General features: G+C 34.7%; 24 protein-coding genes. 16 read left to right on the top strand and 8 right to left on the bottom strand.

The window, feature by feature from the left end; genetic code table 11:
* Positions 1–107: 107 nt before the first annotated feature.
* Positions 108–1,085: a pyruvate dehydrogenase complex E1 component subunit beta gene (locus M0D21_RS12185; RefSeq protein ID WP_248329853.1), complete on the bottom strand. Its 978-nt coding sequence runs from the start codon at positions 1,083–1,085 to the stop codon at positions 108–110.
* Between the two features lie 164 nt (positions 1,086–1,249).
* On the opposite strand from M0D21_RS12185, the gene M0D21_RS12180 reads away from it, so the two are divergent.
* The 9 genes from M0D21_RS12180 to M0D21_RS12140 all read left to right on the top strand — a co-directional run bounded on the left by M0D21_RS12180 (position 1,250) and on the right by M0D21_RS12140 (position 9,431).
* The gene (locus M0D21_RS12180) at positions 1,250–1,996 is read left to right on the top strand and encodes an electron transfer flavoprotein subunit beta/FixA family protein (RefSeq protein WP_248329852.1); all 747 of its coding nucleotides are present in this window, start codon (positions 1,250–1,252) and stop codon (positions 1,994–1,996) included.
* 10 nt (positions 1,997–2,006) lie between these two features.
* Positions 2,007–2,975, top strand: coding sequence for an electron transfer flavoprotein subunit alpha/FixB family protein (locus tag M0D21_RS12175; RefSeq protein WP_248329851.1), 969 nt, complete (start codon positions 2,007–2,009; stop codon positions 2,973–2,975).
* Between the two features lie 88 nt (positions 2,976–3,063).
* A complete protein-coding gene (locus M0D21_RS12170) occupies positions 3,064–3,681 on the top strand; it encodes a bifunctional nuclease family protein (RefSeq protein WP_248329850.1) in 618 nt (205 codons plus the stop codon).
* Between the two features lie 49 nt (positions 3,682–3,730).
* Entirely contained in the window at positions 3,731–5,437 is a 1,707-nt protein-coding gene (locus M0D21_RS12165; protein ID WP_248329849.1) for a NupC/NupG family nucleoside CNT transporter, read from the top strand.
* A gap of 149 nt (positions 5,438–5,586) precedes the next feature.
* Entirely contained in the window at positions 5,587–6,411 is an 825-nt protein-coding gene (locus tag M0D21_RS12160) for a thymidylate synthase (RefSeq protein ID WP_248329848.1), read from the top strand.
* 22 nt (positions 6,412–6,433) lie between these two features.
* Complete coding sequence (locus M0D21_RS12155; RefSeq protein WP_248329847.1) at positions 6,434–6,862, top strand: energy transducer TonB; 429 nt, start codon at positions 6,434–6,436, stop codon at positions 6,860–6,862.
* 99 nt (positions 6,863–6,961) lie between these two features.
* Positions 6,962–8,128, top strand: a complete 1,167-nt coding sequence (gene egtB / locus M0D21_RS12150) for an ergothioneine biosynthesis protein EgtB (protein WP_248329846.1) — start codon at positions 6,962–6,964, stop codon at positions 8,126–8,128.
* Between the two features lie 11 nt (positions 8,129–8,139).
* Positions 8,140–9,111, top strand: coding sequence for an L-histidine N(alpha)-methyltransferase (egtD, locus tag M0D21_RS12145; RefSeq protein ID WP_248329845.1), 972 nt, complete (start codon positions 8,140–8,142; stop codon positions 9,109–9,111).
* Between the two features lie 38 nt (positions 9,112–9,149).
* Complete coding sequence (locus tag M0D21_RS12140; protein ID WP_248329843.1) at positions 9,150–9,431, top strand: DUF427 domain-containing protein; 282 nt, start codon at positions 9,150–9,152, stop codon at positions 9,429–9,431.
* Positions 9,432–9,451: 20 nt separating this feature from the next.
* Here M0D21_RS12140 and M0D21_RS12135 read toward each other — a convergent pair whose 3' ends face one another.
* Positions 9,452–9,748 (bottom strand): isoamylase early set domain-containing protein, encoded by a 297-nt coding sequence (locus M0D21_RS12135; protein WP_248329841.1) that lies wholly within the window; start codon positions 9,746–9,748, stop codon positions 9,452–9,454.
* A gap of 103 nt (positions 9,749–9,851) precedes the next feature.
* On the bottom strand, positions 9,852–10,934 hold the full coding sequence (locus M0D21_RS12130; RefSeq protein WP_248329839.1) for an aminotransferase class V-fold PLP-dependent enzyme: 1,083 nt from the start codon (positions 10,932–10,934) through the stop codon (positions 9,852–9,854).
* Between the two features lie 64 nt (positions 10,935–10,998).
* Between M0D21_RS12130 and M0D21_RS12125 the strand changes: the two genes are divergently transcribed.
* The 3 genes from M0D21_RS12125 (at position 10,999) to fabD (ending at position 13,753) form a co-directional block, all read left to right on the top strand.
* The gene (locus M0D21_RS12125; protein ID WP_248329837.1) at positions 10,999–11,937 is read left to right on the top strand and encodes a dihydrofolate reductase; all 939 of its coding nucleotides are present in this window, start codon (positions 10,999–11,001) and stop codon (positions 11,935–11,937) included.
* A complete protein-coding gene (locus M0D21_RS12120) occupies positions 11,937–12,785 on the top strand; it encodes a fructosamine kinase family protein (protein ID WP_248329834.1) in 849 nt (282 codons plus the stop codon). Before M0D21_RS12125 ends, M0D21_RS12120 begins: the two co-directional genes overlap by 1 nt.
* A gap of 86 nt (positions 12,786–12,871) precedes the next feature.
* A complete protein-coding gene (gene fabD / locus M0D21_RS12115) occupies positions 12,872–13,753 on the top strand; it encodes an ACP S-malonyltransferase (RefSeq protein ID WP_248329832.1) in 882 nt (293 codons plus the stop codon).
* A 73-nt stretch (positions 13,754–13,826) separates the two neighbouring features.
* Here fabD and M0D21_RS12110 read toward each other — a convergent pair whose 3' ends face one another.
* Positions 13,827–14,717, bottom strand: coding sequence for a haloalkane dehalogenase (locus M0D21_RS12110; RefSeq protein ID WP_248329830.1), 891 nt, complete (start codon positions 14,715–14,717; stop codon positions 13,827–13,829).
* Between the two features lie 257 nt (positions 14,718–14,974).
* On the opposite strand from M0D21_RS12110, the gene M0D21_RS12105 reads away from it, so the two are divergent.
* Genes M0D21_RS12105 through M0D21_RS12095 form a run of 3 tightly spaced genes read left to right on the top strand, consistent with a single transcriptional unit; the run spans position 14,975 to position 18,624 of the window.
* A complete protein-coding gene (locus M0D21_RS12105) occupies positions 14,975–16,903 on the top strand; it encodes a hypothetical protein (protein ID WP_248329828.1) in 1,929 nt (642 codons plus the stop codon).
* A complete protein-coding gene (locus M0D21_RS12100; protein ID WP_248329826.1) occupies positions 16,904–17,719 on the top strand; it encodes a DUF2490 domain-containing protein in 816 nt (271 codons plus the stop codon).
* A 32-nt stretch (positions 17,720–17,751) separates the two neighbouring features.
* Positions 17,752–18,624, top strand: a complete 873-nt coding sequence (locus tag M0D21_RS12095) for an MORN repeat-containing protein (protein WP_248329824.1) — start codon at positions 17,752–17,754, stop codon at positions 18,622–18,624.
* A gap of 3 nt (positions 18,625–18,627) precedes the next feature.
* Here M0D21_RS12095 and M0D21_RS12090 read toward each other — a convergent pair whose 3' ends face one another.
* The 3 genes from M0D21_RS12090 to M0D21_RS12080 all read right to left on the bottom strand — a co-directional run bounded on the left by M0D21_RS12090 (position 18,628) and on the right by M0D21_RS12080 (position 21,290).
* Positions 18,628–19,125 (bottom strand): hypothetical protein, encoded by a 498-nt coding sequence (locus M0D21_RS12090; RefSeq protein ID WP_248329822.1) that lies wholly within the window; start codon positions 19,123–19,125, stop codon positions 18,628–18,630.
* 39 nt (positions 19,126–19,164) lie between these two features.
* Entirely contained in the window at positions 19,165–19,950 is a 786-nt protein-coding gene (locus M0D21_RS12085; protein WP_248329820.1) for a DUF3667 domain-containing protein, read from the bottom strand.
* A gap of 65 nt (positions 19,951–20,015) precedes the next feature.
* Positions 20,016–21,290, bottom strand: a complete 1,275-nt coding sequence (locus M0D21_RS12080) for a metal-dependent hydrolase family protein (RefSeq protein WP_248329818.1) — start codon at positions 21,288–21,290, stop codon at positions 20,016–20,018.
* A gap of 270 nt (positions 21,291–21,560) precedes the next feature.
* Here M0D21_RS12080 and M0D21_RS12075 point away from each other — a divergent pair, with 270 nt between their 5' ends.
* Complete coding sequence (locus tag M0D21_RS12075) at positions 21,561–22,286, top strand: hypothetical protein (protein WP_248329816.1); 726 nt, start codon at positions 21,561–21,563, stop codon at positions 22,284–22,286.
* A gap of 44 nt (positions 22,287–22,330) precedes the next feature.
* On the opposite strand, the gene M0D21_RS12070 is transcribed toward M0D21_RS12075, so the two are convergent.
* Positions 22,331–25,234, bottom strand: coding sequence for a DEAD/DEAH box helicase (locus M0D21_RS12070; RefSeq protein WP_248329814.1), 2,904 nt, complete (start codon positions 25,232–25,234; stop codon positions 22,331–22,333).
* Positions 25,235–25,266 lie beyond the last annotated feature (32 nt).

The following is a 25,266-nucleotide window of genomic DNA, read 5'->3' as shown; positions in this document are numbered from 1 at the left end:
CAAAGTTATTATAATTAATACTTGCAATAGTTAGTGGATCACATCAATTTTTAGGCCATTTTTGATGATTATCCAAAATTGTTGAAACGCAAAATAAAAGGTTTATTTTATTTATACATCACTTTTTTTACAGCTTTAACAACATCATTGCTATTTGGAAGCCATTCTTCTAACAATACGGGAGAATATGGAGTAGGAGTGTCTGCCGTATTAATTTTGATAATTGGGGCGTCCAGATAATCAAAAATATTCGATTGTACCTGATATGTGATTTCAGAAGCAATATTGGCAAGAGGCCACGCTTCTTCAAGTATAATTAAGCGATTTGTCTTCTTAACTGATGCAAAGATTGCTTCCAGATCAAGTGGGCGAACTGTTCTAAGATCAATAATTTCACAAGAGATATTTTCTTTGGCTAATTCGTCTGCAGCTTTGATAGCTTCTTTGATAATTTTACCGAAGGATACAATGGTAACATCATTTCCTTCTCTTTTTAATTCTGCTACGCCAAGTGGAATTGTATATTCTCCTTCTGGCACTTCTCCTTTATCACCATACATTTGTTCACTTTCCATAAAAATAACAGGATCATTATCTCTGATGGCAGATTTTAAAAGTCCTTTAGCGTCTTTAGGGTTTGAAGGAACAACCACTTTTAAACCAGGTGTGTTCGCAAACCAGTTTTCAAAAGCTTGTGAATGTGTGGCTCCAAGTTGACCTGCAGAGGCTGTTGGCCCTCTAAAAACAATAGGTACATTGAATTGTCCACCACTCATTTGGCGCATTTTTGCAGCGTTATTGATAATTTGGTCGATACCTACTAGAGAAAAGTTGAAGGTCATAAACTCTATAATAGGACGATTTCCATTCATAGCACTTCCTACACCTATTCCAGCAAAACCTAATTCAGAGATAGGAGTGTCTAAAACTCTGTCAGGGCCAAACTCATCTAACATGCCTTTACTAGCTTTATAAGCTCCATTGTATTCGGCTACTTCTTCACCCATTAGGTAAATAGATTCATCTCGGCGCATTTCTTCGCTCATTGCTTCGCAAATTGCTTCTCTGAATTGTATTGTTCTCATTGAAATATATGTTATTTTTGTGCTACACGAAAAGCAAAAGTAGCAATTAAAACCCTTTAATTATCCTTGAAAATTAAAAAATTTATTATGCATGCATAGTAAATTCGACATTTTATTTGTACATTCGCATTTATTATTAAATTCTCAAAAAATACCTATATAAAATGAAAATATTAGTATGTATTAGCCATGTGCCAGACACAACTTCCAAAATTAATTTTACGGATGGTGATACTAAGTTTGACACAAATGGGGTGCAATTTGTAATTAATCCTAATGATGAATTTGGATTAACACGTGCCATGTGGTTTAAAGAAAAGCAGGGAGCATCTGTAGATGTTGTTAATGTAGGAGGCGCAGAGACTGAACCAACATTACGTAAAGCTTTAGCTATTGGAGCAGATAATGCTATTCGAGTAAATGCAGAAGCTACCGATGGGTTTTATGTAGCAAAACAATTGGCAAAGGTTGCTCAAGATGGTGGTTATGATTTAGTGATTGCAGGAAGAGAGTCTATCGATTATAACGGTGGTATGGTGCCGGGAATGGTTGCAGGTTTGATTGGAGCTAATTTTGTAAATACATGTATTGGTTTGGAGATCGAAGGTGATACCGCTACCGCAATTCGCGAAATAGATGGAGGTAAAGAAACTTCAACTACCAAATTACCGTTGGTAGTAGGTGGGCAAAAAGGACTTGTAGAGGAGAGTGATCTTCGTATACCTAATATGAGAGGGATCATGATGGCTCGTAAAAAACCTCTTAATGTTGTAGAGCCAGTTGAAGCATCTGGAGAAACTAAAGCTGTTCAGTTTGAGAAGCCAGCTCCAAAAGGAGATGTGAAATTAGTGTCTCCTGATAACGTGCAGGAACTTATAGATTTATTACATAACGAAGCAAAAGCTATTTAAAAGAAAAAATATGTCAGTTTTAGTATATACAGAAAGCGAAGGAGGAAAATTCAAGAAAGCAGCTTTTGAGGTGGCTTCATATGCCAAAGAAGTAGCTAATATGTTAGGAACAACGGTAACTGCCGTTAGTATTAATGGGGGAGATAGTAGCGAGTTAGCAACTTATGGAGTAGATAAGGTTTTAGAAGTAAAAGACGATAAGTTATCTGGATTTACTGCAAAAGCATATGCAGATGTTCTTAAACAAGCTGCAGAAAAAGAAGGTGCTAAAGTGGTAGTGGTAAGTTCTTCTGCCGATAGTAAATTCTTAGCGCCATTATTGGCTGTAGGTTTAAATGCCGGTTATGCGTCTAATGTTGTAGCATTGCCAGAAAGTGCTTCTCCTTTTAAAGTGAAACGTACAGCTTTTACAAATAAGGCTTTCAATATTACGGAAATCTCTACTGATGTTAAAATCGTAGGATTATCGAATAACGCATTTGGATTAAAGGAAAGTTCTGCTGCTGCATCTGCAGAAGCGTTCTCGCCATCATTATCTGATGCAGATTTTGGAGTTAGTGTTACTTCGGTAGATAAAGCCGCAGACAAAGTGTCTATTGCTGATGCGGAAGTTGTAGTTTCTGGTGGTAGAGGTTTAAAAGGCCCTGAGAACTGGGGGTTAATCGAAGATCTTGCAGATGTATTAGGAGCGGCTACGGCTTGTTCAAAGCCTGTAAGTGATATGGGGTGGAGACCACATAGTGAGCATGTGGGGCAGACAGGAAAACCTGTGGCATCAAACCTATATATTGCAATTGGAGTTTCGGGAGCTATTCAGCACTTAGCAGGTATTAATGCAAGTAAGGTGAAGGTGGTAATCAATAATGATCCTGAGGCGCCTTTCTTCAAAGCTGCCGACTATGGAATTGTTGGAGATGCTTTTGAGGTTGTTCCAAAACTTATCGAAAAATTAAAAGAATTTAAGTCGAATAACGCATAATTTTCATAAATTGTGCCCAATTAAGGGCTGTTTGAACCTAGGTAAAAGTCCGTTTGTTCAAACAGCCTTTTTTTATTGAAAGAACATTATGAGTCTAGTTCGACTGAACATAAAAGGTATATCCTATAGTCAAACCCAAAATGGGGCTTATGCGCTTATTTTAAGCGAAGTTGATGGAGAAAGAAAATTACCTATAGTTATTGGTGCCTTCGAAGCGCAGTCTATTGCTATAGCATTAGAAAAGGAAATAAAACCCCCAAGACCATTAACCCATGATCTATTTAAAAACTTCGCTGATCGGTTTGATATTATAGTCAAACAAGTTATCATACATAAATTGGTCGATGGTGTTTTTTATTCTAGCATAATTTGTGAAAGAGATAAAATAGAGGAGATTATTGATGCTAGAACCAGTGATGCAATTGCGTTGGCACTTCGTTTTCAAGCTCCAATATTTACCTATAAAAATATTTTAGATCAAGCGGGTATTTACCTCAAAGTAAATCCTAAAAAAGATGATGAAACCGACCCAGATAGTTTGTTGGTAGACGAATTAGTGTCTGATGATGTTGAAATGGTAGGGAAAGAAACAAGTTATAAAGATTTGTCACTTGACGAACTAAATAAAATGCTTGAGCAGGCAGTCTCTAATGAAGATTATGAGTTAGCTGCAAGAATACGAGATGAAATTTCTAAACGAGGTTAAATTTCTCATCCGAAAGGGGTTAATTATTTTTTAAATGATGTCAATTTTTATGAAAAGAGGATTACTACTTACTTTTCTATTTTCGCTATTTATCTCTCTCTCTTTATTTTCGCAATCTATAGAAAAAGAATGGTCTCTTGATGCTATCAAAGATGTTTCTGGAGAAAAATTGAAAGTTTCTGACCAAGACCGTTTTCAGTTTGAAGATGGGAAGTTTGATTATTCGTTAAGTAATTTACAAGAAGAATTAAAAGGAGATTATCTAAAACAAAATAATGTACTGCTGTTATTTCCAGAAGCGACAGAAGATTCTTTAATTAAGTATCGCATTAATGTGTTAACTGATTCGACTCTGGTACTTTCAAAAAAAGGAATTACCTATGCTCTAGTGGTAAAAAAAGAAATTCCTCAGGTTGTAGAAAGTGCTGAAATTAAAGAGTTGGTTCCCAATCAAGGGTTTTCTTTAAATAGCATATGGAGAGGCGCTTTAGGAATGGTGGTTCTCTTGTTGATAGCATTTTTGTTTAGCAGCAATAGAAAGGCAATAAATTGGAAGACTGTTGCCTTAGGTTTGGGATTTCAGTTGATAATTGCCATTGGAGTTTTAAAGATTCCTTTAGTACAGACGATATTTGAGTGGGTTGGAGGCCTTTTTGTTAGTGTATTAGACTTTACGAGAGCAGGTAGTAAATTCTTATTCGAAGGATTGGTGGTAGATATGGATACTTTTGGTTTTATATTCGCTTTTCAGGTATTGCCAACTATCATCTTCTTCTCAGCTCTAACTTCGTTGTTGTTTTATTTAGGCGTCATTCAGAGAGTAGTGAAGGGTTTAGCTTGGTTACTAACAAAAACATTAAAGATATCTGGGGCAGAAAGTTTAAGCGTAGCGGGTAATATCTTTTTAGGACAAACAGAAGCTCCTTTGTTAATAAAGGCCTATTTAGAAAAGATGAATAGGTCAGAAATTTTGTTAGTTATGGTGGGAGGAATGGCAACCGTAGCAGGTGCAGTATTAGCTGCATATATTGGATTTTTAGGAGGAGATGACCCTGTTTTGAGGTTAGAGTTTGCAAAACACTTATTAGCAGCATCTGTGATGGCAGCTCCTGGAGCCATTATTATTTCTAAAATATTATTTCCTCAGACAGAAGAAATCAATACGGATGTATACGTTTCTTCCGAGAAAATAGGATCTAACATACTCGATGCTATAGCAAATGGTACTACAGAAGGTTTAAGACTCGCTGTAAATGTTGGAGCTATGTTACTGGTGTTTGTTGCGTTTATAGCTATGTTAAATGGTATTTTAGGTTGGGTAGGAGACATTACTTCTATAAATGCTTGGGTTGCTTCCAATACCGCCTATCCAAGCCTGTCTCTTGAGCTTATTTTAGGGTATCTTTTTGCGCCATTAATGTGGTTAATAGGAGTTGCAAAAGAAGATGTAATGCTTATGGGGCAGTTACTAGGTATTAAATTGGCTGCTAGTGAATTTGTAGGCTACATTCAATTGGCAGATCTCAAAAACCCATCAAATCCCTTGCACCTTACCTATAGTAAATCAGTAATTATGGCTACCTATATGTTGTGCGGTTTTGCTAATTTTGCTTCAATAGGAATACAGATAGGAGGGATTGGTTCTCTTGCTCCTGGACAGCGTAAAACGCTTTCGGAATTTGGTCTCAAAGCACTTCTGGGAGGTACTATTGCTTCATTATTATCGGCTACAATTGCTGGAATGATAATAGGATAACTTTTTATTAAAGATCTCGTAATTTTAATAAGCAGTTTATAACTATTTTATAATCTTTTGGTTCTCATATCTCTCGAGACCTATTTTTCGTATATTTGGTGAGCACTTAAAACTTTAGAGATTAACGTAAACAAATAGTAAGGAAGAATATGAGGCAATATCTTGATCTTGTGCGTCATGTAATTGAAAATGGGAATGCCAAAGAAGACAGAACAGGAACCGGTACTCGTAGCGTTTTTGGATATCAAATGCGCTTTGATCTGAGTGAAGGTTTTCCGATGGTAACCACCAAAAAACTACATCTCAAATCGATTATTTATGAATTGTTATGGTTCCTGAATGGAGACACCAATGTGGGATATCTGCAAGAAAATGGAGTTCGTATTTGGAATGAGTGGGCAGATGAAAATGGAGATTTGGGGCCGGTTTATGGACATCAATGGAGAAACTGGAATGGCGATGAAATAGATCAAATTAAAGATGTTGTAGAAGCTCTTAAAAAAAATCCTGATAGCAGACGTATGTTGGTTTCTGCATGGAACCCTAGCGTTATGCCAGATACATCTAAATCTTTTTCAGAAAATGTGGCCAATGGTAAAGCTGCGTTACCTCCTTGTCATGCGTTTTTTCAGTTTTATGTTGCCGATGGAAAATTATCGTGTCAGCTCTACCAAAGAAGTGCAGATATATTCTTAGGAGTTCCATTTAACATTGCTTCGTATGCTTTGTTTACGATGATGATGGCACAAGTGTGCGGTTATGAACCAGGAGAATTTATACATACTTTTGGTGATGCCCATATTTATAATAATCACATGGAACAGTTGGAGCTTCAGCTATCTAGAACACCCCGTAAATTACCTACAATAATCATTAATCCAGAGGTTAAAGATATTTTTGGCTTCGTTTTTGATGATTTCACACTAGTAGACTATGATCCGCATCCTCATATTAAAGGAGCGGTTGCAGTTTAGCCCTAAATTTTAAACTTATACTATGAGAACACTACTACTTATTTTTACAATTCTAATCTCGGGGTTTTCCTTTGCCCAAGATGATGGATTGATCCTGTCTCAGGAAAATGCTAATGAAAAAGGAATCACTCCCATGTGGCCAAGGTGTGATAGATCAAGACAGACACCGGTTAATTGTTTTGACAACAAATTAAGAGACCATATTTTAAGAAATTTTGAATATCCTGAAATTGCAATTAATGAAGGATTGAGCGGTACTGTAACCGTAGAATTTATCATTAATAAAAAAGGGAAGGTAGAAATTTTAGAAGTTACAGGTGCTCATAGATACTTGCAAAGAGAAGCGATTAGAATAATTCGTGCTATTCCAAAAATGGAACCAGGAAGATGGGGGAATAAGCCCATTGCTATAGCATATTCTGTACCGATTACTTTTAGAAGATCTCAGTAATAGCTAGTTTTTTAACATGGGATTAACCTTGTTAAAGATACAATCCAATTAAAAATATGTAAATTTGAGTGTATTCGTAAATCGTATACGCTCCCTTTTATGATTGTAATTGATAGCTTACTTACCTCATTTTTAAAAACAAGATCAGATACCGAAGAAATTTGTGCTCCACTCCAGATAGAGGATTATGTAGTGCAACCTATTGTGGATGTTTCTCCTCCAAAATGGCATTTAGGACATACCACTTGGTTCTTTGAAGAATTTATTCTGTCTAAATATGTGAAGGGTTATGAGCGCTTTCATCCAGAGTACGCTTTTGTGTTTAATAGTTATTATGAAAGTGTTGGTAAACGTGTGATAAGAACAAACAGAGGAAATCTTTCGCGCCCTACGGTAAGTGAAGTGTATGAGTACAGAGATCATGTTACTGCCCATTTACAGAGTTTTCTTGAAGAAAACGACGATCCTCAAATTCATGAATTGGTCGAGATAGGAATCCATCATGAGAAACAGCATCAAGAATTATTATTAACCGATATTAAATTTATTTTGGGTAATAATCCATTACTGCCAAAATATAATGATACATTTTCTGAGAACCCAGTTGTAGAAGAACCACAGGATTTTATAACTATTAAAGAAGGAGTTTATAATATTGGATTTGATGGCACAGGGTTTTGTTATGATAATGAATTGGGAAGGCATAAAGTTTTACTTCAGGAATATGAAATAAGTAATCAACTTGTTTTAAACAAAGATTACCTCGAATTTATAAATGATGGTGGTTATAGAAATTCACTCTTCTGGCATGCTGAAGGATGGGATTGGATACAAAACGAACACATAGAAACCCCGTTGTATTGGCATGAAATTGATGGTAAGTTACAACAATATACGTTACGTGGTCTGAAGGATATTATACCTAATGCGCCAGTTACGCATATCTCCTATTTTGAAGCATTTGCTTTTTCGCAGTGGAAGGGACTTCGTTTGCCCACAGAATTTGAATGGGAAGTTGCTCAGTCAAAATTTAAATGGGGTTCAAGATGGGAGTGGACTGAAAGTTCATATCTGCCATACCCAAACTATTCGAAAGCTCCAGGAGCATTAGGAGAGTATAATGGTAAGTTTATGGTAAATCAAAAAGTACTTAGAGGTGGTTCTGTAGCTACTTCTCAAAACCATACCCGATCAACATATCGCAATTTTTTTCACCCTCACCTTAGATGGCAGTTCACTGGTTTCAGATTAGTGAGAAATAAATAACCCTATTCTTTATGAATTCTAAAGATCAAAAAGTAATAATTTCTACTTTCGAAAAGGAAGTATGTGAAGGATTAACTGCATTTCCGAAATACTTATCGTCAAAATATTTTTATGATGAGGCTGGAGATAAGTTATTTCAACAAATTATGGCACTGCCAGAGTATTATCTTACCCGAGCTGAATTTGAGATTTTTCAAACCCATAAATTGGATATTGCTCATAGTTTTGATAATGATAAAGAAGGTTTCGACCTTATTGAGTTGGGTGCTGGAGATGGTAAAAAAACTAAAATCTTGTTGAAAGAATTAGGAGACCATAATTATGATTTTACTTATGTACCTATAGACATTAGTCAAAATGCAGTAGAAGGTCTTGTAAATGATCTTAGTGTCGAAATGCCTGATGTAAGTGTTAATGGTCAAATAGGAGAGTATTTTGAGGTTTTAGATAGGTTGAAACACATAAGTGATCGTAAAAAAGTAGTTATGGTTTTAGGCTCTAATATTGGGAATTTACTGCACCCAAGAGCTATTCAATTTATGCAAAAATTGTGTCATGCTATGAATCCTGGAGATCTAATTTTTATGGGATTTGATCAAAAAAAACATCCTCAGAAAGTTTTGGATGCTTATAACGACCAAACAGGAGTAACAGCGGCTTTTAATAAAAACGTTCTTGCGAGAATTAATAGAGAGCTTGATGGGAATTTTGATCTTGATAAATTTCTACATTGGGAAACCTATGATCCTGAAAGTGGAACAGCAAAAAGCTATTTGGTAAGTAAAGAAAAGCATACTGTAGATATTGATGCATTATCGTTACAAGTTCATTTTGAAGCCTGGGAAAGTATACATACAGAGATCTCTCAAAAGTATGATGACGATACTGTAAAATGGTTGGCAGAAGAATCGGGGCTCAGGATAGTGCAGTCTTTTACAGATAAAGATGAATATTATAAAGATTATTTACTTACCGTTGTTTGATTACACATAACTGAATTACAACATAAAATCAACTAAAAATGAAAGCAATTTGGAATGGTACTGTAATAGCAGATAGTAATGACACTAAAGTTGTAGAGAACAATCATTATTTTCCTCCTGAAACTATCAAAAAGGAATTTTTTAAAACTAGTGAAACGCACACTAACTGTCCGTGGAAGGGTGTTGCTTCTTATTATACTATTGAAGTAGATGGACAACAAAACCAAGATGCGGCCTGGTACTATCCCGAGACGAGTGATCTGGCGAAACAAATTAAAGGTTATGTAGCCTTTTGGAAAGGTGTTGAGGTTGTTGAGTAACTCCCAACACCTTTTTTTATTTATAAAACTATTACGCTATTTTCACTAGAAGCAAAATCATTCCAATGATACGCGTCTGCTTCTGTTTCATTAGTCCACTCACCATCAACAACATATCTAAATTCGAATTTGTTATCTTTTGGTAGGTCTATGGTGCCCTTGAAATTACCATTTTTTAATTTTTTCAAGATGGTAGCTTCGGTATTCCAATTGTTAAATTCTCCGGCTACACTTACGTTTGAAGCTTCTTTTGCAGGCACAACAAAAGTAACTTTGCAAATTGGTTTAGTCTTTAAATATTGCTTGGTAATTGCCATAATTCTGTTTTAAGATTTATATTCTGGTTAATAATATTGCTAACTAAGTTACAGAAAATGTAAATAGGTTAAAGGAGGAAAACCTCAGATTTTCAACAATTTATTAACGATAACGATATAGTGCGCTCAGTAATTTGTCAATGTCTTCAGCGGTATTGTAAAAATGCATACTGATCCGAATACCTCCTCCGCGTAACGAAACAATAATGTTTTCTTTTTTTAGGTGGTCAAATAGATTTTGATCTCCTTTTAGATTGAAAATAGAACTATGTGTAGTACGTTTTGTAATGCTTTCTTCTAGTAGATTAAGCTTATTTAATTCTGTCTTAGTATGATTGCTTAAATCTTGAATGGTTTTTTCAATGGTATCAATTCCAATCTTAGATATGTATTTTAGTGATAGTTGTAAGCTTCCAAAGTTAAAAGTATCGAGATGGCCACATTCAAACCTTGCTTTTAGATTAGTATAAGATTCATCATAGTTAACCTTTTTGCTAATCTCTTTGTATAATTTTGGAGTTATCTTATCAAGTATATCTTTTTTAAAAAGTAAAAACCCGTTTCCGTATCCACCTAATAGCCATTTATACCCACTACATCCAAAAATATCTATACCAGATTCTTCAAAATTAAAATTAGCGGTTCCACAAAATTGTGTTCCATCAGCAATAATTAATAATTCTGGATATTTGGTTTTTAATTCCTTAATAAAGTCCAGATCAATGATTATTCCTGAAAGGTATTGCACAATGCTAAAAATAAAAACATCTGGTTTATGTAGCTCTAAGGCTTCTTTTATATTGTGTTCTAATTGCTCATCTATATGAGCATAGCAAATTTCAAAACCTTTGTTTTGTACCGTAAAATTGATAGATGGATAGTCGTTATCCAGTAAAAGAACTTTTTTGTTTTTGTCTAAGCCGTTAAGAAGGATGTTTAGACCCAGTGAGAAATTAGGCACTAAAATCGTGTCTCCTGAGGTGCAGTTAAAAAAATCGGCAATTGTATTGCGAACAGAATCTAAGAATTGTTGTTGAGAGTCTCTAAACCGGCTTCCGCCGATTAAGAAATCTAAATCATGCTCATGTCTAAATTCTAAAAGTGAATCATGAAGTAAACCAGAAGATGCAGTGTTAAGGTAGGTATTTTGGGATAAAATGGGGAATTCATTTCTTAAATTCTTCATAAGTATTTTCAAGCTTTTTTAGTAAAAACTATATCTTTACTTGCCGATACTAAGTTAGTATAATATGTTTTCAAAAAAGAAAGAAAATCCACAAATAGATCCTCAGCAAAGAGAATTGTATGAGCATGCTAGAAAAAGAATTATTCAGAAAAAAAGACTATTTCAACATTTTGTAGTTTTTGTTGTAGGTGCTGTTTTTTTTGCTGTGCTGAATTTGGCGTTTGGATATGGGAAAGAGCTTACATTTTTTGGAGTAGATTGGTGTATAATAGCGATTATATGTTGGGCATTTCTATTTGTATTACATTTTTGCAATGTATGGCTGTTTAGCAAGTTTATGGGGCAAGAATGGACAGACAGGCAAATGGAGCGATTAGTTGCTAAACAAAAAGAAGAAATTGCGCTGATGCAAAAAGACGTAGATCTTATGTATCCTAAAGAAGAATTAATTAAAAAGAAAGAAGAATTCATCAAAGGCAATCAATTAAAAAAAGTAGACGAGCCCAAAAAAAGTAACAAAATGATAACAATGATTGCAGCCGCAGGAGAAAATGACGCATTAGGAAAAGACAATGACTTGGTGTGGCATTTACCCGATGATTTTAAACGGTTTAAAGCGTTGACCACGGGTCATCATATTATAATGGGGCGCAAAACATTTGAGTCTTTCCCGAAATTATTGCCAAACAGAGTGCATATCATTATTTCGAGAAATAAGAATTATCAAGCAGATGGTGCTTTTGTAGTGCAGACTATGGAGGAAGCTTTAGAAATGGCAAAAAACGACGATAAACCTTTTATTATTGGAGGAGGAGAAATTTATAATTTAGGATTAAATTACGCTACTCATATCGAATTAACCCGTGTGCATGCAGATTTTGAAGCTGATGCCTTTTTTCCAAAGATTGATACAAGTGTTTGGGAATTGGTAAAAGAAGAATTTCACGATGTAGATGAAAAACATAAGTTTTCTTTTACGTATTTGACTTATCAAAAGAAATAATGCTCTCCTCAGAGTTGATACAAAATTTTGAGGCACTTCTTTCAGCAAGAATTACTTCTGCTAAACCCCTTGCTGGAGGAGATATCAATCATGTATATTTATTAGGTACTGAAAAAAACAAATTTGTTGTTAAGCTTAATGATGCTATTAGGTTTCCTTGCATGTTCGAGGCTGAAGTAAATGGATTGGAGTCCCTTCGAAGCTCAAATAGTTTCACTATTCCTCAAGTTATGAAGTGGGGTGAGCATAACAAAGATGCTTTTTTAATACTGGAATATGTTGATGCTAGGGTGCAGGATAACAATTTTTGGGAGCAGTTTGGAGAAAAACTAGCGCTTTTGCATCAAAAATCTGAAGCTTATTATGGTTTTCAGATTAACAACTATATCGGAAGTTTGCCTCAATATAACGATCACTGTAATAGTGCGGTAGATTTTTATAGACGTCAACGATTAGCGCCTCAATTTGATCTCGCAATCGAAAGAGGATTTTCTTTTTCGATAGATCTGTTATACAAGAATATTGAAGATATTATCCCCGAAGAACCATCAAGTTTAATTCACGGTGATTTGTGGGGAGGGAATTATATTGTCGATGGTAATGGAATGCCTTGTCTTATAGATCCAGCGGTAGCTTATGCGCCAAGAGAAATGGATATCGCCATGATGCAGTTGTTTGGAGGTTTTGATGCTAGAGTTTTTGATGCCTATAATGAAGTTTTTTCTCTAGAAAAAGGATGGAAAGATAGAGTAAAACTTTTTCAATTGTATTATCTCTTAGTACACTTAAATTTATTCGGAAGCTCCTATTTTAGGTCGGTTCAAGATATTATTAACCTGTATTCGTAACCCTTAAATTCTTAAAATGTAAGGTAGTTGTGCTTTGCAACTTATAATCATTACTTTTGTCAAAATTTTTAAACACATATAATCGTATGAATGCATATGTATTTCCAGGTCAAGGCGCGCAGTTTTCAGGTATGGGACTTGATTTGTATGAAAATTCAGAAATAGCAAAAGAACTTTTTCATAAAGCGAATGATATTTTAGGTTTCGAAATTACCAAAGTTATGTTCGAAGGTTCTGTAGACGAGCTAAAACAAACTAAAGTAACTCAACCTGCTGTCTTCTTGCACTCTGTAATACTAAGTAAAGTTCTTGGAGATAGTTTTACGCCAGATATGGTTGCAGGACATTCTCTTGGTGAGCTTTCGGCATTGGTAGCCAACGGAACTTTGAATTTTGAAGATGGTCTAAACCTAGTTTCTAAACGAGCTATGGCTATGCAAAAAGCATGTGAATTAAAACCATCGACCATGGCTGCCGTATTAGGTTTAGAAGATGAAGTGGTAGAAGAAGGTTGTAATGCTACAGAGGGTATTGTAGTTGCTGCAAATTACAATTGCCCTGGACAGTTAGTGATTTCAGGTGAAGTAGAGGCTATTGAAAGAGCTTGTGAATGGATGAAGGAAAAAGGTGCGCGAAGAGCATTAATATTACCTGTTGGAGGAGCTTTTCACTCTCCATTAATGGAACCTGCAAGAGAAGAATTGGCAGCTGCTATTGAAAGTACGGTTTTTAGTGCTCCAATATGTCCAATATACCAAAATGTAACCACTACTGCGGTTACAAATTCTGACGATATTAAAAAGAATTTAATGGCGCAATTAACTGCGCCGGTAAAATGGACGCAAAGTGTTCAAAATATGATCAAAGATGGTGCTACTTCTTTTACTGAAGTGGGGCCTGGTAAAGTTTTGTCTGGTTTGATTAAAAAAGCAGATCGATCTATGGAGACTATTGCTGCTTCAATTTAAAAGCAATTAATTATATACTTTGTTAAAAACCTAACGTCTATTATTGGCTTTAGGTTTTTTTTATAGTAGCTAGCTATTTTTTTATACGTAATTCATCTTTCATGAATTTCGAAATATATGCAGCAATTTCTTCTCCTTTTTCTTCCTGAAGAAAATGCCCTGCATTTTTAATAATTATTTTTTGTTGATCATTTGCTGTAGGGATGAGTTTATAAAAGAATTTTTCTAACCCGGCTAAAACCTTGTCTTTATCAGAAAACATAACCAATGCAGGTTTGTTCCATGAAGATAGTGTATTTCTTGCCTTTTGCATAGGTTTAACTGCCGGGTCATTTGGATGTGCAGGTACCAGTAGAGGGAACGCTACAGCTCCTGATTTATGTTTTTTGTTCGGAAATGGTGCATTATAAGCATCAATCACTTCTTTTGGTAATTTGTTATGAGAAGCGTATTGTATAATACCTCCAACAGGTAATGAAGGGTGAAGCTTTGCGAATAATCTCCATATTTTAAAAGGTAAAGACATTTTTTTGCCTTGAGGCAAGAAAGTGTTTAAAATAACTACTCGTTTGAATCGCTCAGGATATTCCCCAAGTAAAGAAAGCCCTAGCAACCCGCCCCAGTCTTGAACAATTAGGGTGATGTCCTCTAGATTTAATTCGTCAATAAAATGCTTTAATGATCTGAAATGAAGGTCGAAAGAATAATTTTTTCTTCCAACGATTTTGTCAGACTTGCCAAAACCTATAAAATCAGGAGCAATGAATCGGTAATCCTTTAAAAAAGGAATAAACTTTCGGTATAAATAGGACCAAGTGGGTTCTCCATGAAGTGCCAAAATAATTTCTCCCTCTCCTTCATCTATATAATGCATTTGAAGATTTTCGAAGGTTATAAAGTTTTCCTGATATGGAAAATCGGTAATATTTTCAAAACGTTTAAAATCTGGACGAATAGATTTCATAAATTTTCTTTGAGAATTACTGTTTTTAACACAATTTCAAAATACTTAGTGTTGTAGGGTATTTTTTATAAACTTAGTTAATTTATACTGTGAAAAGAAGAAGAAATGCAATAAAAAGCTTTTAACGGTAAATTATATACATGTTAAGTTTTGGCAGGTGTTAAATTATTGGTATTATCCCCATATTTATGTGCGATGTTTTAGGGTGGCGATAAAATAATTTCAAATAATTTTAGTTTATTTGAATTGTTAAAGTTATGAGATATAAAGGCTTAATACTTGGGTGTTGTTTGGGGATGTTATTGCTTCTTCCCTTATCGCTTATTGGGCAGAGTTTAAAAACATACTCAGGGCCACTACAACTCAAAAAATATAAAGGAGAAGCAAATTATTCTTACAGCATAGTTGATAAGGATACTATTTTGGATGGTGCTTTTAAGTTTAGTAGATCTAATCTTAAAGCCTTGCTCGATAAGGAGGATGTTTCCTTTTTAATACAAGGTCAATTTCAAAACAACTATCCTAATGGGAATTGGTCATTTCGATTCAACGAATTTCAGTCTAATGATAATAATGAGGTCGAAGATTACCGATATGTCGTTAATGTAGATGGAATACAAAAAGTTGCATTTGGTGATATAGTGCAAGGTCGCCCTAATGGGACTTGGACCTTTAAAATTCAACAAATAAGAGATTCTGAAGTTAAGGACGTAGATTTTAGTAGTGTTATTGAGTTTGAAAATGGTATTCCTCAGCGTAGTTTCAGAATTGAAGATGACCAGCAGGAATTGGTGGGAAGGTTTTTAAGAAATGGTCTAGCACATGATAAATGGACTTTGTTTTCGGATAGGGAGTTAGACGAAATTGAGTCCTGGAATTTCAATGAAGGTGTGCTGCAAAGTATAGAATTGAATTCTAGAAGCTCTAGTAAGCGTATAGAAGTTTATAAAAACTCACAAACACAGTATAAGACTATTTCTTTGGGAGAAAAATACCTAGAGATTTTAGAATTTTATTTACCAGAAGATAACCTGAGAAGTATCAAAGAAAGTGGGGTTAGAGCTTTGCTTTCTGCCAACGAGGCTCACTATCAAAATGTAGATAGTATTTTATCACAACTTGGTTCATCTTCATTTTCTCCAGAATTTAAGGTAATGGTACCACATTACCCATTGAACTCAAAAGAAGAAAGTTTGATGGATTCTATCGTGGTCTATTATAAGAAATCAAGAACAATCAGCGATTTTTTGATTAATGATTCACAACTCAGTATTCGCAAGCTATCAGATAAAGATGTTCGTTCTTTGGAGGAAGTGGTAGAGGCTATTTCTGAAGAAATATTAAACCCAGTCGGGGAGGTGTCAGGATATTATGAGAATAAGATTTTTAGATACCTCGATAGAAATAATCTCATTTCAAAATTATGGACCAATGGTGTTCCTCAAATTGAAGGGTTTGAAAAATATGATATATCGTTGAAGCAACATATTACAGAAGGTGATACTGGATTACAGGTTATAAAAACATTGGCAGAACAAACTTTTTATCGCTTAGACGCTATTCAAACTATTCTTAAAAACAAGATAGATAAACAAGTAAAACAGCAAGAAGCGATTGCATTGGAGAAGGAACTAATTTCTAGACATAACTATTTGAAAGAATTAAGTACACCTAATCCCGCAGATTCAATTCCTGAAATGTTTTACAATGTTTTAAGCCAATTAAAGAACAATGCAGAAAGCAAATTGGAGACATATTCTGGAATAAAAAATATTGAAAAGAAGCTGAACTATGGACAAGAATTGGTAGACTGCTTTGGTGATTTTAGGAAAGTTGGTGAAACCGTTTTGAATATTCCGAAGCAACAGAAGACGATACAGGAAAAATACATGGATGCCGTTTGGAACCCTTTTATAGCAACAGTAATGGATGAAATGGTAAAAAAACGAATTGTTTCCTCCTTTGACAATATACTAGTGCCTTATTTTCTTGAACAGATCGAGGTTGGATTAGCTTGTGATAAGACCCAAGACTGGATAGATACTGTTAACACTACATATCAACGAATCTTAGTTTTAAGAGATGAGGATACCCGAAAAATGGAGCGTAAGTTAAAAAAAGAAAAAGATCCGCTGGTTATACTACAACGTTTCGAAGTCCCAATTCAAACAAATGAGGAACAGTAGATGATTGAAAAAAAATGCACATATCTGTTTTTAATATTTTTCTGCTTGTTTAGTGCTCTTGGTGTTGAAGCGCAAGATGAACCGACAGAATCAAAATTTAAGGAACCTGTTACCAAATTATGGGTAAATACCTATGGTAATATTAGAATTTCTAAACGTTTGTTTTGGGTAGCCCAAACCCATTTTAGGTTTGAAGAAACAGAAGATACTCCTTTTGTGGGGCAAATAGGTCAGGTGTATAATAGACATGCTATAGGATATATTTATTCAAAATATTTTAATGTTAGCTTGGGAGGAGTATTGAGGCTTAACTTTAATACCGATCCAGAATCGGTCGATCGAAATCTTGTTCCAGAATGGCGTATCTGGCATCAATATATGTTTGCAATGCCTCTTTCGTCTATGATGTTTTATCACCGTATTCGAATAGAGCATAGATGGACCCAGGGCTTTGCCGAGGATAGTGAATATATTTTCAGAAATCGTTGGAGGTATATGTTTAAAGCCAAAATTCCAATAAATTCAGATAAATTTAAACCTAAAACATTTTATATTTCTCCCGAGGCAGAGTTAATTATGCAGAGTGGAAAGGCAGTGGTGGGAAGTCCAATGGAAGATCTACGATTGCATGCTTCTTTTGGATATATTTTGAATCCTAGAGTAACTTTAGCAACAGGAATTATGTATTCTCAAGGGCAAACGTTAAGTGATGGTGATGTTTTTAAACAGAATTGGACAATGCGATTTCATGTGTATTTTTCGCCAGATTTCAGAAAAGTTAAAAATAAATTGCCAGCTATTCATTTAGATGATTAATATTGCAAATGTTTGATGCAAGTTTATAACCAATGAAAACTACTAAAACCAACCTTGTATTGTATGGCATATTTGCTCTGGCAGTTTTTGCTTCAATTTACAGCACGATTCGGGCAAAGAAATTTCAAAACAAACTTCAATATCTAGAGGAAAAAAAAGAAAAAGCCAAACAAGATTCTATATTAGAAAGCAGCCTACTTCATATTGATTCGATACTTATAAAAGGAGAATATCAATCTGCTTTAAACGCATATAAAGAAAAATTTAGTACAGTCGTTAATGACGGTGAAGAAAAAGGAAGTGTAAAATTTCGTATAGAGGTTGCAGAGCAATTTATGAATTTACGCAAAGAGATATATGAAGATATTGCCGTGTCTGATTCTGTTGAAGAGTTAGATACAATTAATATGAGCCCTAATGCTACATCGCTACAATTTCGAGCTTATGATTCGCTGAGTTTTGCTCTTGAAAAAACAAAAGTGCAACTTAACAGAATAAAAAAACAACTCAAGAAACGATCTTACGGAGAGTATTTAACTTTTCGTAACCCAAAGAAACATGTACTCCATTATGTTGGGCAGGTCAATAATGCCAAGGCCAATGGTTTTGGTATTGCACTCTTCGATACCGGGAGTAGGTACGAAGGAGAGTGGAAAAACAATCTACGTCATGGTGAAGGAGCTTTTTACTGGCCAGATGGTGAGCGCTATCAAGGTGAATATGTAGACGATTTGCGAAATGGGATTGGAACATATTCCTGGCCAAACGGAGAAAAATATATTGGCAATTGGAAAAATGATCAACGTGATGGTGAAGGGGTCTTTTATGGTAAGGACGGTGAAGTAGTTACTAGTGGTGTTTGGAAAAAAGATAAACTAGTAGAAGAACATAAGGATAAAAAATAATCTTCAATTTGAGGCTACAAACTTGGTTTCCAAATATACTTGTTTCCATGTACCGTTTTCATAGTTCCCCACTTTAAAAACATAAGTGTTTTCATCTACAAACTCCCACATATCTGTAACAGTTGAGGTTCCGTAAGTGTAAGTGTATACTATATTCTTACCTTCATTTATTACAGTTCCAGTGGTTACTCCTCCAAAAATATCGAACTCCCAAAATTCGATGATTTTTTTGTCATTGTTGTAATTGCGTACCCCATGATTTCGGGGTCCATATGTGGTCTGCTCTTTGTTAGTATATCCTTTGGAAGAGGCAATGACAATAGTGTTGTTAAGATCAAATTTAAACTCAATTTCTTGTTTAAACTTGCTTCCATCTCCCCAATTACCATCTGCTTTCCAGACTTTTCCGGTAAGAGGTTCAAAAATAGAAAGATTAGATGTTTGAGCCCAGGATATGTTAGCGGTCAAGAGAAGTAATATTGATATTTTAAAAGCATTCATGTGTTTAGTTTTAAGTTCTTATTTGGTTATCAAAAATAGTCATGATAAAATAGCAAAAAGAATTGCCATAATTATTCCAATCGCAACACCTAAAAATAGGAAAAGCACAAAACCAATAATGTATATGAGAAAGCCTAAAAAGAAGCCTTTTATATAATTAATGTTAAACATATGATGAAAGATTTGGCTATATACCAAAGCTGCAATTAAAAACCCTATTAAGGGCATAAAAGATAGGAGATCGGGAATAAAATAAATTAGAATCAAATTAAGTATACCATACAATGTGGCTTGCCCTAACAAAAATGTATTCATGATAAAATGTTCGGCATAGAACAATTTATGTTTCCTTAAAAATAACATAGATACCAAAGAGATAAATGGAACCATTAAAAATGGCAGCACATTCATGAACTTCGTAAAGAACTGCATTTGATCTCGCATAGTGGCCTCTTTTTCTGCCGAGCTTATAATTCCCAATTCCCTATAGGTTTCTATAGTAGCATCTACTTGTAACTCCCAGATACCTAAACTTAATACAAAAAATATATTAATGGCAATTCCAATTAGTGTATATCTAAATGGATTTGAATAGTTTACAGTATTTCCGTTTAAGAAATTTTGGACTACCTCTCCTGGGTTGGTAAGAAGTTTTCGAAATGTATAAAAATATCCTTTTTCAAAATTAAAAATCGCTGCTGCAGCTTGGTTCGTCAATTTTTTAAGTGTCCAACGCTCTTCTATTCTTTTTTGCCCACAGTGACTACAGAAGTAACCCTCATAGCTATGATTGCAATTTTTGCATTGATGTTTTTCCCCCGTCATTATTATTCCAATTTAAGGTCTTTTTGTTTACTATTTTGCTTTGTGAACTTGATACTAGCTCTTGTTTATTGTTTGTACACCTTACCCTCTTTCATTACGAACACCACATTTTCCATGGTCTCAATCTTTTTTCTGGGATCTTCATTAACTGCTACTATATCGGCTATAAACCCTGCAGTAATCTGCCCTAGTTGATCTTCCATTTGTAAGATTTTGGCATTTGTTACCGTAGCACTTTGAATTACCTCAATGGCAGGCATTCCTGCTTCTACCATATATCTGAATTCTTTTCCGTTTTTCCCATGTTCAAAAACGCCGGCATCTGTCCCAAAAGCAATTCCCACCCCCTTTTTATATGCTTGACCAAAAGTATCCTGAATTTTGGGACCAATATTTAAGGCTTTGGGTACTATAATAGATGGGTAATACCCTTCAATTTTGGCTTTATCGGTCACCTCTTTTCCTGCCGTAATGGTGGGCACCAAATACGCATTGTGTTGTTTCATAAGATCCATGGTTTTCTCACTCATAAGAGTACCATGTTCTATGGTTTTAACACCACCAAGAATAGCGCGTTGCATTCCTTCATCGCCGTGAGCATGTGCCGCAACATGATAACCATAATCTTTGGCAGTTTCGCAAATAGCTTTAATTTCTTCAACGGTAAATTGGGGGTTAGAACCACTTTTGGCAACACTTAAAACTCCGCCAGTAGCAGTTATTTTAATTAAGTCAGCACCATTTTTATACCGTTGACGCACTGCTTTTCTGGCATCTTCAATGCTATTTACGACGCCATCTTTTGGTCCAGGGTCACCTACCAGTGATCTTTTGCTTCCGTTGGTGGGATCTCCATGACCCCCCGTAGTAGATAATATTTTTCCAGCAGTGAAAACCCTGGGGCCTTCAATTTTCCCTTGGGCAATGGCTTTTTTAATAGAAATATTTACTCCGCTTCCCCCCAAATCTCTTACTGTGGTGAAACCAGCCATTAAAGTTTTTTTAGCAAACCCTACAGCATCAAATGCTAAATCTGCTTCATTGTCGGTATATCTTTTTAAATATGCTTTAGGATTGGTTTCGCTCTCAATATGAATATGCATATCTATAAGGCCAGGCATGACTGTTTTGTTTTTAAGATCGATAACGACATCACCTTTTTTACCATTGATATAACCATTTTCAATTTTTACAATTTTTTTTCCAGAAATAACTATAGTTTTTTCTGTGATTACTTCGCCAGTTTTGGTGTTAATTAACTTTCCACATTGAAGATAAGTGTCCTGAGCCATTAATTGTATGCTTATAATGAAGAAAAGAAGTGTATAGATATTTCTCATTTTTGATGATTTGTTTGGATGTTAACGCCTAAATATATAAGAATTAAAGGAGTTGGCAAAACATGGGGTTTCTGAAAAATGTCTCTAAAGAGATAGGATAGAAATTTGAAAATGAAAACCACTTCAGAGGGTAATTTAAATGAAATCAAACAAATAAAAAGAATCAAAAGATATTAAAGTAATAGTAATTGAGTAAATTAGGGGAGGGGTATCTCTTTCAATTTGGCTTGAATTTTGATTTTCTAAGAACTGTAATAAAAGTAATTTACCATGGTGAAAAAAATACTTGTTTTATTTTATTGTTTTTTGTCGGTAAGTGTTTTGGGTCAAATTGCGCCTGAAGATCTTATTAATTTTGATGAGAAGTCTACCAGGAGTTATTTGAAAAAGCATAGAGTATTGTCTGCAAAATTAGATTCGGTTTTTAATTTTGGAGCTATCGAAAGAGGTCCTAATACTGTGTGGCTCAAAGAGGTAAAGGCAAATTTCACAACGCTCGTTCCGTATAGTGGATTATCTCTGGTCTATAAAGAACAATCCTGGATGCATGCATGGCTTCAAGAGCATAAAAATTTAAGGGTGTATTTTTGGATGAATGACCAAACTGGTACTCCTGAATTTATCGGATATAGTAAAGATTTTATAGAGTTTCCTAAAATTAGAAAGAAACTGGTTGATAAAGAACAAGAAGGGTTTATCGATTTTTCTGAAGTTGATCGTTCAAATTTTTCGGGAACCTATATAAGAGGTAGATTAGATGGGTCTCAACGAATGACTGTTTTTACTCTACTATTTAAAAAGAAATTGTTGTTAATATATCCAGAACATCTCTGGGGAGAGCCTAAATTATTAACCTTTGCAGGAAGGTATAAATTAACAAAGCGAATATCTGTGGGGTTATTAGAAAAAATAGTACAAGAAGATATCTTTTTGGTACTCAAAAAAGTGGAACAGCAATATGAAATTTGTGGATTTGTTACACCAGATGATAAGTAGCCTAAATTTTTATTACTATTCCTTCTTAGGGTAGAATGTCATATTTATTTTAATAATTCTTCAAGATCGCTTTCGATATACTCTGGGAGTGTGTTAACGTCTATTATATCATCAGATAGAGTTTTCTTCTGCTCTTGTAGCAACATAATTTTTTCTTCTATAGTATTTTTCGAAATAAATCGAGTTACTATTACATTATGAACTTGTCCTATTCGGTGAGCTCTGGCAATAGCTTGTTTTTCTATAAAAGGATTCCACCAGGGATCTAATAATACAACATAGGTCGCTTTGGTTAAGTTAAGCCCTACACCACCCGCTTTTAAAGAAATGAAAAATAATTGAATGGTTTCGTCTTCCTGGAAACGATTTACGATAGTCTCTCTTTCTTTGGTGTCGGTTTTTCCTGATAGAGAAAGAAAAGAAATCCCTTTTTCTCTACACCACTTTTCATAAAGTGCAAGATGTGAGACAAAAGAGCTAAAGACTAGTACTTTTTTTCGTGCCTTGATGAGCGTTTGTAAATGTTGCGTTACGTCTTCAAATTTACCCGAAGTATGTTCGGTTTCTGGGGTTACTAATTGAGGGTGATTAGCAAGTTGTCGTAATTTGGTTAAGGTATTAATTATATGAATTTTGTTGGTCGAAGAGTGATCCAGTCCCAAGAGCAAATTTCGGGCTGCAGATTTTTGAGATTCATACATTCTCTTTTGCTCTGGATACAATTCGGTATATTGTATGTGTTCGGTTAATTCAGGTAAATCTTTTGCAACCTGCTCTTTGGTTCTTCTAAGTATAAAAGGATCGATTAAGGATTTTAGCTCTGCTATCTTTTCTTCATCCTGACGTTGTTCTATTGGGATTTTGAAATGATCCTTGAAAAAAGAGAAGCTACCCAATATACCTGGATTAATAAATTGCATTTGCGACCAAAGATCAGATAGAGAATTCTCAATTGGTGTTCCGCTAAGAGAAATTTTATGAGCTGTATTTATTTTGCTGATAGCCAGAAAAATTTTGGAGTCCCTGTTTTTTATTTGTTGACTTTCGTCAATAATTAAGTAATTGAAATCTAGTTTCTGTAGTGATTCATAGTCTCTTGAGAGTATACTGTAAGTAGTCAAAACTACATCATATGATTCTAGATATGGAGCATTTTTTTTACGATCGTTACCTACATATTTTAGGATATTAAGGTGAGGAGCGAATTTGATAATTTCCTGAGCCCAGTTAAAAACCAATGAAGAGGGGAGTACGATCATAGCTTTTAGGAACGTTCTTTTCTCTAAAGGAGTGCTAAAAAGATCAAATTGTATTTCGCTTGGACTACCTTCGTTGGGTTGCAACTGTTCTTTTGCATATACCAGTGTGGCAATGGTTTGTAGTGTTTTACCTAAACCCATATCATCGGCAAGACAGGCACCTAGCCCATTGTTATAGTGTTTTGTCAACCATTGTACTCCTTCTAGCTGATACGGCCTTAGCTTGGCCTTCAAATGTTTTGAGGGTTGATAAGGTGCTATTGATTCATTTTCGGTATGAAGTTGTAGTTCCTCATTAGGCAGGATAGTCTTAAGAACCGTATAATTACTTTTAGCTAATGTTATTTTATCCTCTTTTGTCGAACCAAAGTTTGCAAGTTGTTTGTACCTGGTCATCCATTCTAAAGGAATAATAAAAACCTGATCGTTTTCTAGAGGAAAATACCTGTCGTTTTTTCGGATGTATTTTATGAATTTTGAAAATGGAATTTCATGTTCACCAATGGTGACCAAACCCTTAATGTCAAACCAGTCATTATGTTGTTTTTGTTGTATCGATAATTTGTAACCTTTAGTAGATATTTGTCGATCCAACAATTGAGGAAGTTTAAGCATAAAACCATTTTCATGTAGTGCTTTTTTATGATTGGTGATCCAGGTGAAGATAGCGTGAGAATCTTCAGAATCATAAACTTCAAATAACAAGTTTTGATTCATCACAAGCCCTATAGATTTAAGCTTTTCTACTATTTTTGTTTCTGCTTTCGGATTTCTTTTGGTTTGAATAATAGTAATTTGATCTTCGTCATATAGAATTTCTGAAGTCGTATTTTTCGATTCATGAAAATCGAAGGTATAATGTTCATATTCAAAAACTATTTTGGCAATATATAAGTCTTGAATAAAATCCTGGATTACCTCTATGGAATAGCCCAGAATTTCTTGTCGTGTAATAATTTCGAAACCTTCAGCTTGAACCTCAATGTTTTTTGAGATGGGAACAATTATTTTTTCTAAATAGGTTTTGACATGTTTTTGGGCAATGGTAATTTTTTCTTTTTGTAAAAATGGTTTTAGTTTGTTCGCATTCAGATTTTTAATATGAAACAGCTTTTTGTTCAATAATATCCATGAAGGGTCGTTTAATAAGATAACAATGGCTTCATTTTTTGGGATAAATGTAAACTCCTGATCTTGCAGAGAAAAAGCGTATTCAATTCCTTCTAGTGTTTTGGTGAATCTTAATACAGGTTCTAAGGGTTGTTTTCCGATATCTTGTAAACGAGAGGCAATGGGTTCTTCTCTTTTTGCCTGATAAGATAAGTGGTAGAGGTTTTGAGAAATAAGTTGATAAAAAGTACTTAGTTTTCTATTGATAAAGCTTTCAATGAGATCTTTAGTCTTTTTATCTTGTAATAATTGTGATAGACTCTGATGTTTTCGAATTCTTTTAGGTTTAAAACGTTGCTCCAAGGAAGCTGGTTTTAGTACTGCACAGATTTCTATGAGATGTTCATGGGGCGTGCCTTTGTATTCAATATTGAATCCAGGTATAATTTCTGGGGTTGCTTGCTTTTCTATATATTCTAATTGATCGCCTTTTTTAGAAACAATATTGGCCTCGGGCAGAGGGGGAACTCCAGCAAAATTATAGTCAATAATATTATAACAGATACAACATGAATCCATTGAGGTGGTAGATATAGATTTAGGGAATAGTT

Origin of the sequence: Aquimarina acroporae, assembly GCF_023195925.1 — a bacterium.
Taxonomy (GTDB): domain Bacteria; phylum Bacteroidota; class Bacteroidia; order Flavobacteriales; family Flavobacteriaceae; genus Aquimarina; species Aquimarina acroporae.
Note: the sequence above shows the minus strand (reverse complement) of the source record. Positions and strands in the feature narration are given on the sequence as shown.

What these genes read in the sequence shown, in the direction of transcription:
- M0D21_RS12095 (WP_248329824.1), top strand. Translation starts at nt 17,752, where the DNA reads ATGAAAACTACTAAAACCAACCTTGTATTGTATGGCATATTTGCTCTG.
- M0D21_RS12120 (WP_248329834.1), top strand. Translation starts at nt 11,937, where the DNA reads ATGCTCTCCTCAGAGTTGATACAAAATTTTGAGGCACTTCTTTCAGCA.
- M0D21_RS12105 (WP_248329828.1), top strand. Translation starts at nt 14,975, where the DNA reads ATGAGATATAAAGGCTTAATACTTGGGTGTTGTTTGGGGATGTTATTG.
- M0D21_RS12130 (WP_248329839.1), bottom strand. Translation starts at nt 10,934, where the DNA reads ATGAAGAATTTAAGAAATGAATTCCCCATTTTATCCCAAAATACCTAC.
- egtB (WP_248329846.1), top strand. Translation starts at nt 6,962, where the DNA reads ATGATTGTAATTGATAGCTTACTTACCTCATTTTTAAAAACAAGATCA.
- M0D21_RS12155 (WP_248329847.1), top strand. Translation starts at nt 6,434, where the DNA reads ATGAGAACACTACTACTTATTTTTACAATTCTAATCTCGGGGTTTTCC.
- M0D21_RS12110 (WP_248329830.1), bottom strand. Translation starts at nt 14,717, where the DNA reads ATGAAATCTATTCGTCCAGATTTTAAACGTTTTGAAAATATTACCGAT.
- M0D21_RS12080 (WP_248329818.1), bottom strand. Translation starts at nt 21,290, where the DNA reads ATGAGAAATATCTATACACTTCTTTTCTTCATTATAAGCATACAATTA.
- fabD (WP_248329832.1), top strand. Translation starts at nt 12,872, where the DNA reads ATGAATGCATATGTATTTCCAGGTCAAGGCGCGCAGTTTTCAGGTATG.
- M0D21_RS12170 (WP_248329850.1), top strand. Translation starts at nt 3,064, where the DNA reads ATGAGTCTAGTTCGACTGAACATAAAAGGTATATCCTATAGTCAAACC.
- M0D21_RS12085 (WP_248329820.1), bottom strand. Translation starts at nt 19,950, where the DNA reads ATGACGGGGGAAAAACATCAATGCAAAAATTGCAATCATAGCTATGAG.
- M0D21_RS12185 (WP_248329853.1), bottom strand. Translation starts at nt 1,085, where the DNA reads ATGAGAACAATACAATTCAGAGAAGCAATTTGCGAAGCAATGAGCGAA.
- M0D21_RS12140 (WP_248329843.1), top strand. Translation starts at nt 9,150, where the DNA reads ATGAAAGCAATTTGGAATGGTACTGTAATAGCAGATAGTAATGACACT.
- M0D21_RS12075 (WP_248329816.1), top strand. Translation starts at nt 21,561, where the DNA reads ATGGTGAAAAAAATACTTGTTTTATTTTATTGTTTTTTGTCGGTAAGT.
- M0D21_RS12135 (WP_248329841.1), bottom strand. Translation starts at nt 9,748, where the DNA reads ATGGCAATTACCAAGCAATATTTAAAGACTAAACCAATTTGCAAAGTT.
- egtD (WP_248329845.1), top strand. Translation starts at nt 8,140, where the DNA reads ATGAATTCTAAAGATCAAAAAGTAATAATTTCTACTTTCGAAAAGGAA.
- M0D21_RS12125 (WP_248329837.1), top strand. Translation starts at nt 10,999, where the DNA reads ATGTTTTCAAAAAAGAAAGAAAATCCACAAATAGATCCTCAGCAAAGA.
- M0D21_RS12100 (WP_248329826.1), top strand. Translation starts at nt 16,904, where the DNA reads ATGATTGAAAAAAAATGCACATATCTGTTTTTAATATTTTTCTGCTTG.
- M0D21_RS12160 (WP_248329848.1), top strand. Translation starts at nt 5,587, where the DNA reads ATGAGGCAATATCTTGATCTTGTGCGTCATGTAATTGAAAATGGGAAT.
- M0D21_RS12070 (WP_248329814.1), bottom strand. Translation starts at nt 25,234, where the DNA reads ATGGATTCATGTTGTATCTGTTATAATATTATTGACTATAATTTTGCT.
- M0D21_RS12180 (WP_248329852.1), top strand. Translation starts at nt 1,250, where the DNA reads ATGAAAATATTAGTATGTATTAGCCATGTGCCAGACACAACTTCCAAA.
- M0D21_RS12165 (WP_248329849.1), top strand. Translation starts at nt 3,731, where the DNA reads ATGAAAAGAGGATTACTACTTACTTTTCTATTTTCGCTATTTATCTCT.
- M0D21_RS12090 (WP_248329822.1), bottom strand. Translation starts at nt 19,125, where the DNA reads ATGAATGCTTTTAAAATATCAATATTACTTCTCTTGACCGCTAACATA.
- M0D21_RS12175 (WP_248329851.1), top strand. Translation starts at nt 2,007, where the DNA reads ATGTCAGTTTTAGTATATACAGAAAGCGAAGGAGGAAAATTCAAGAAA.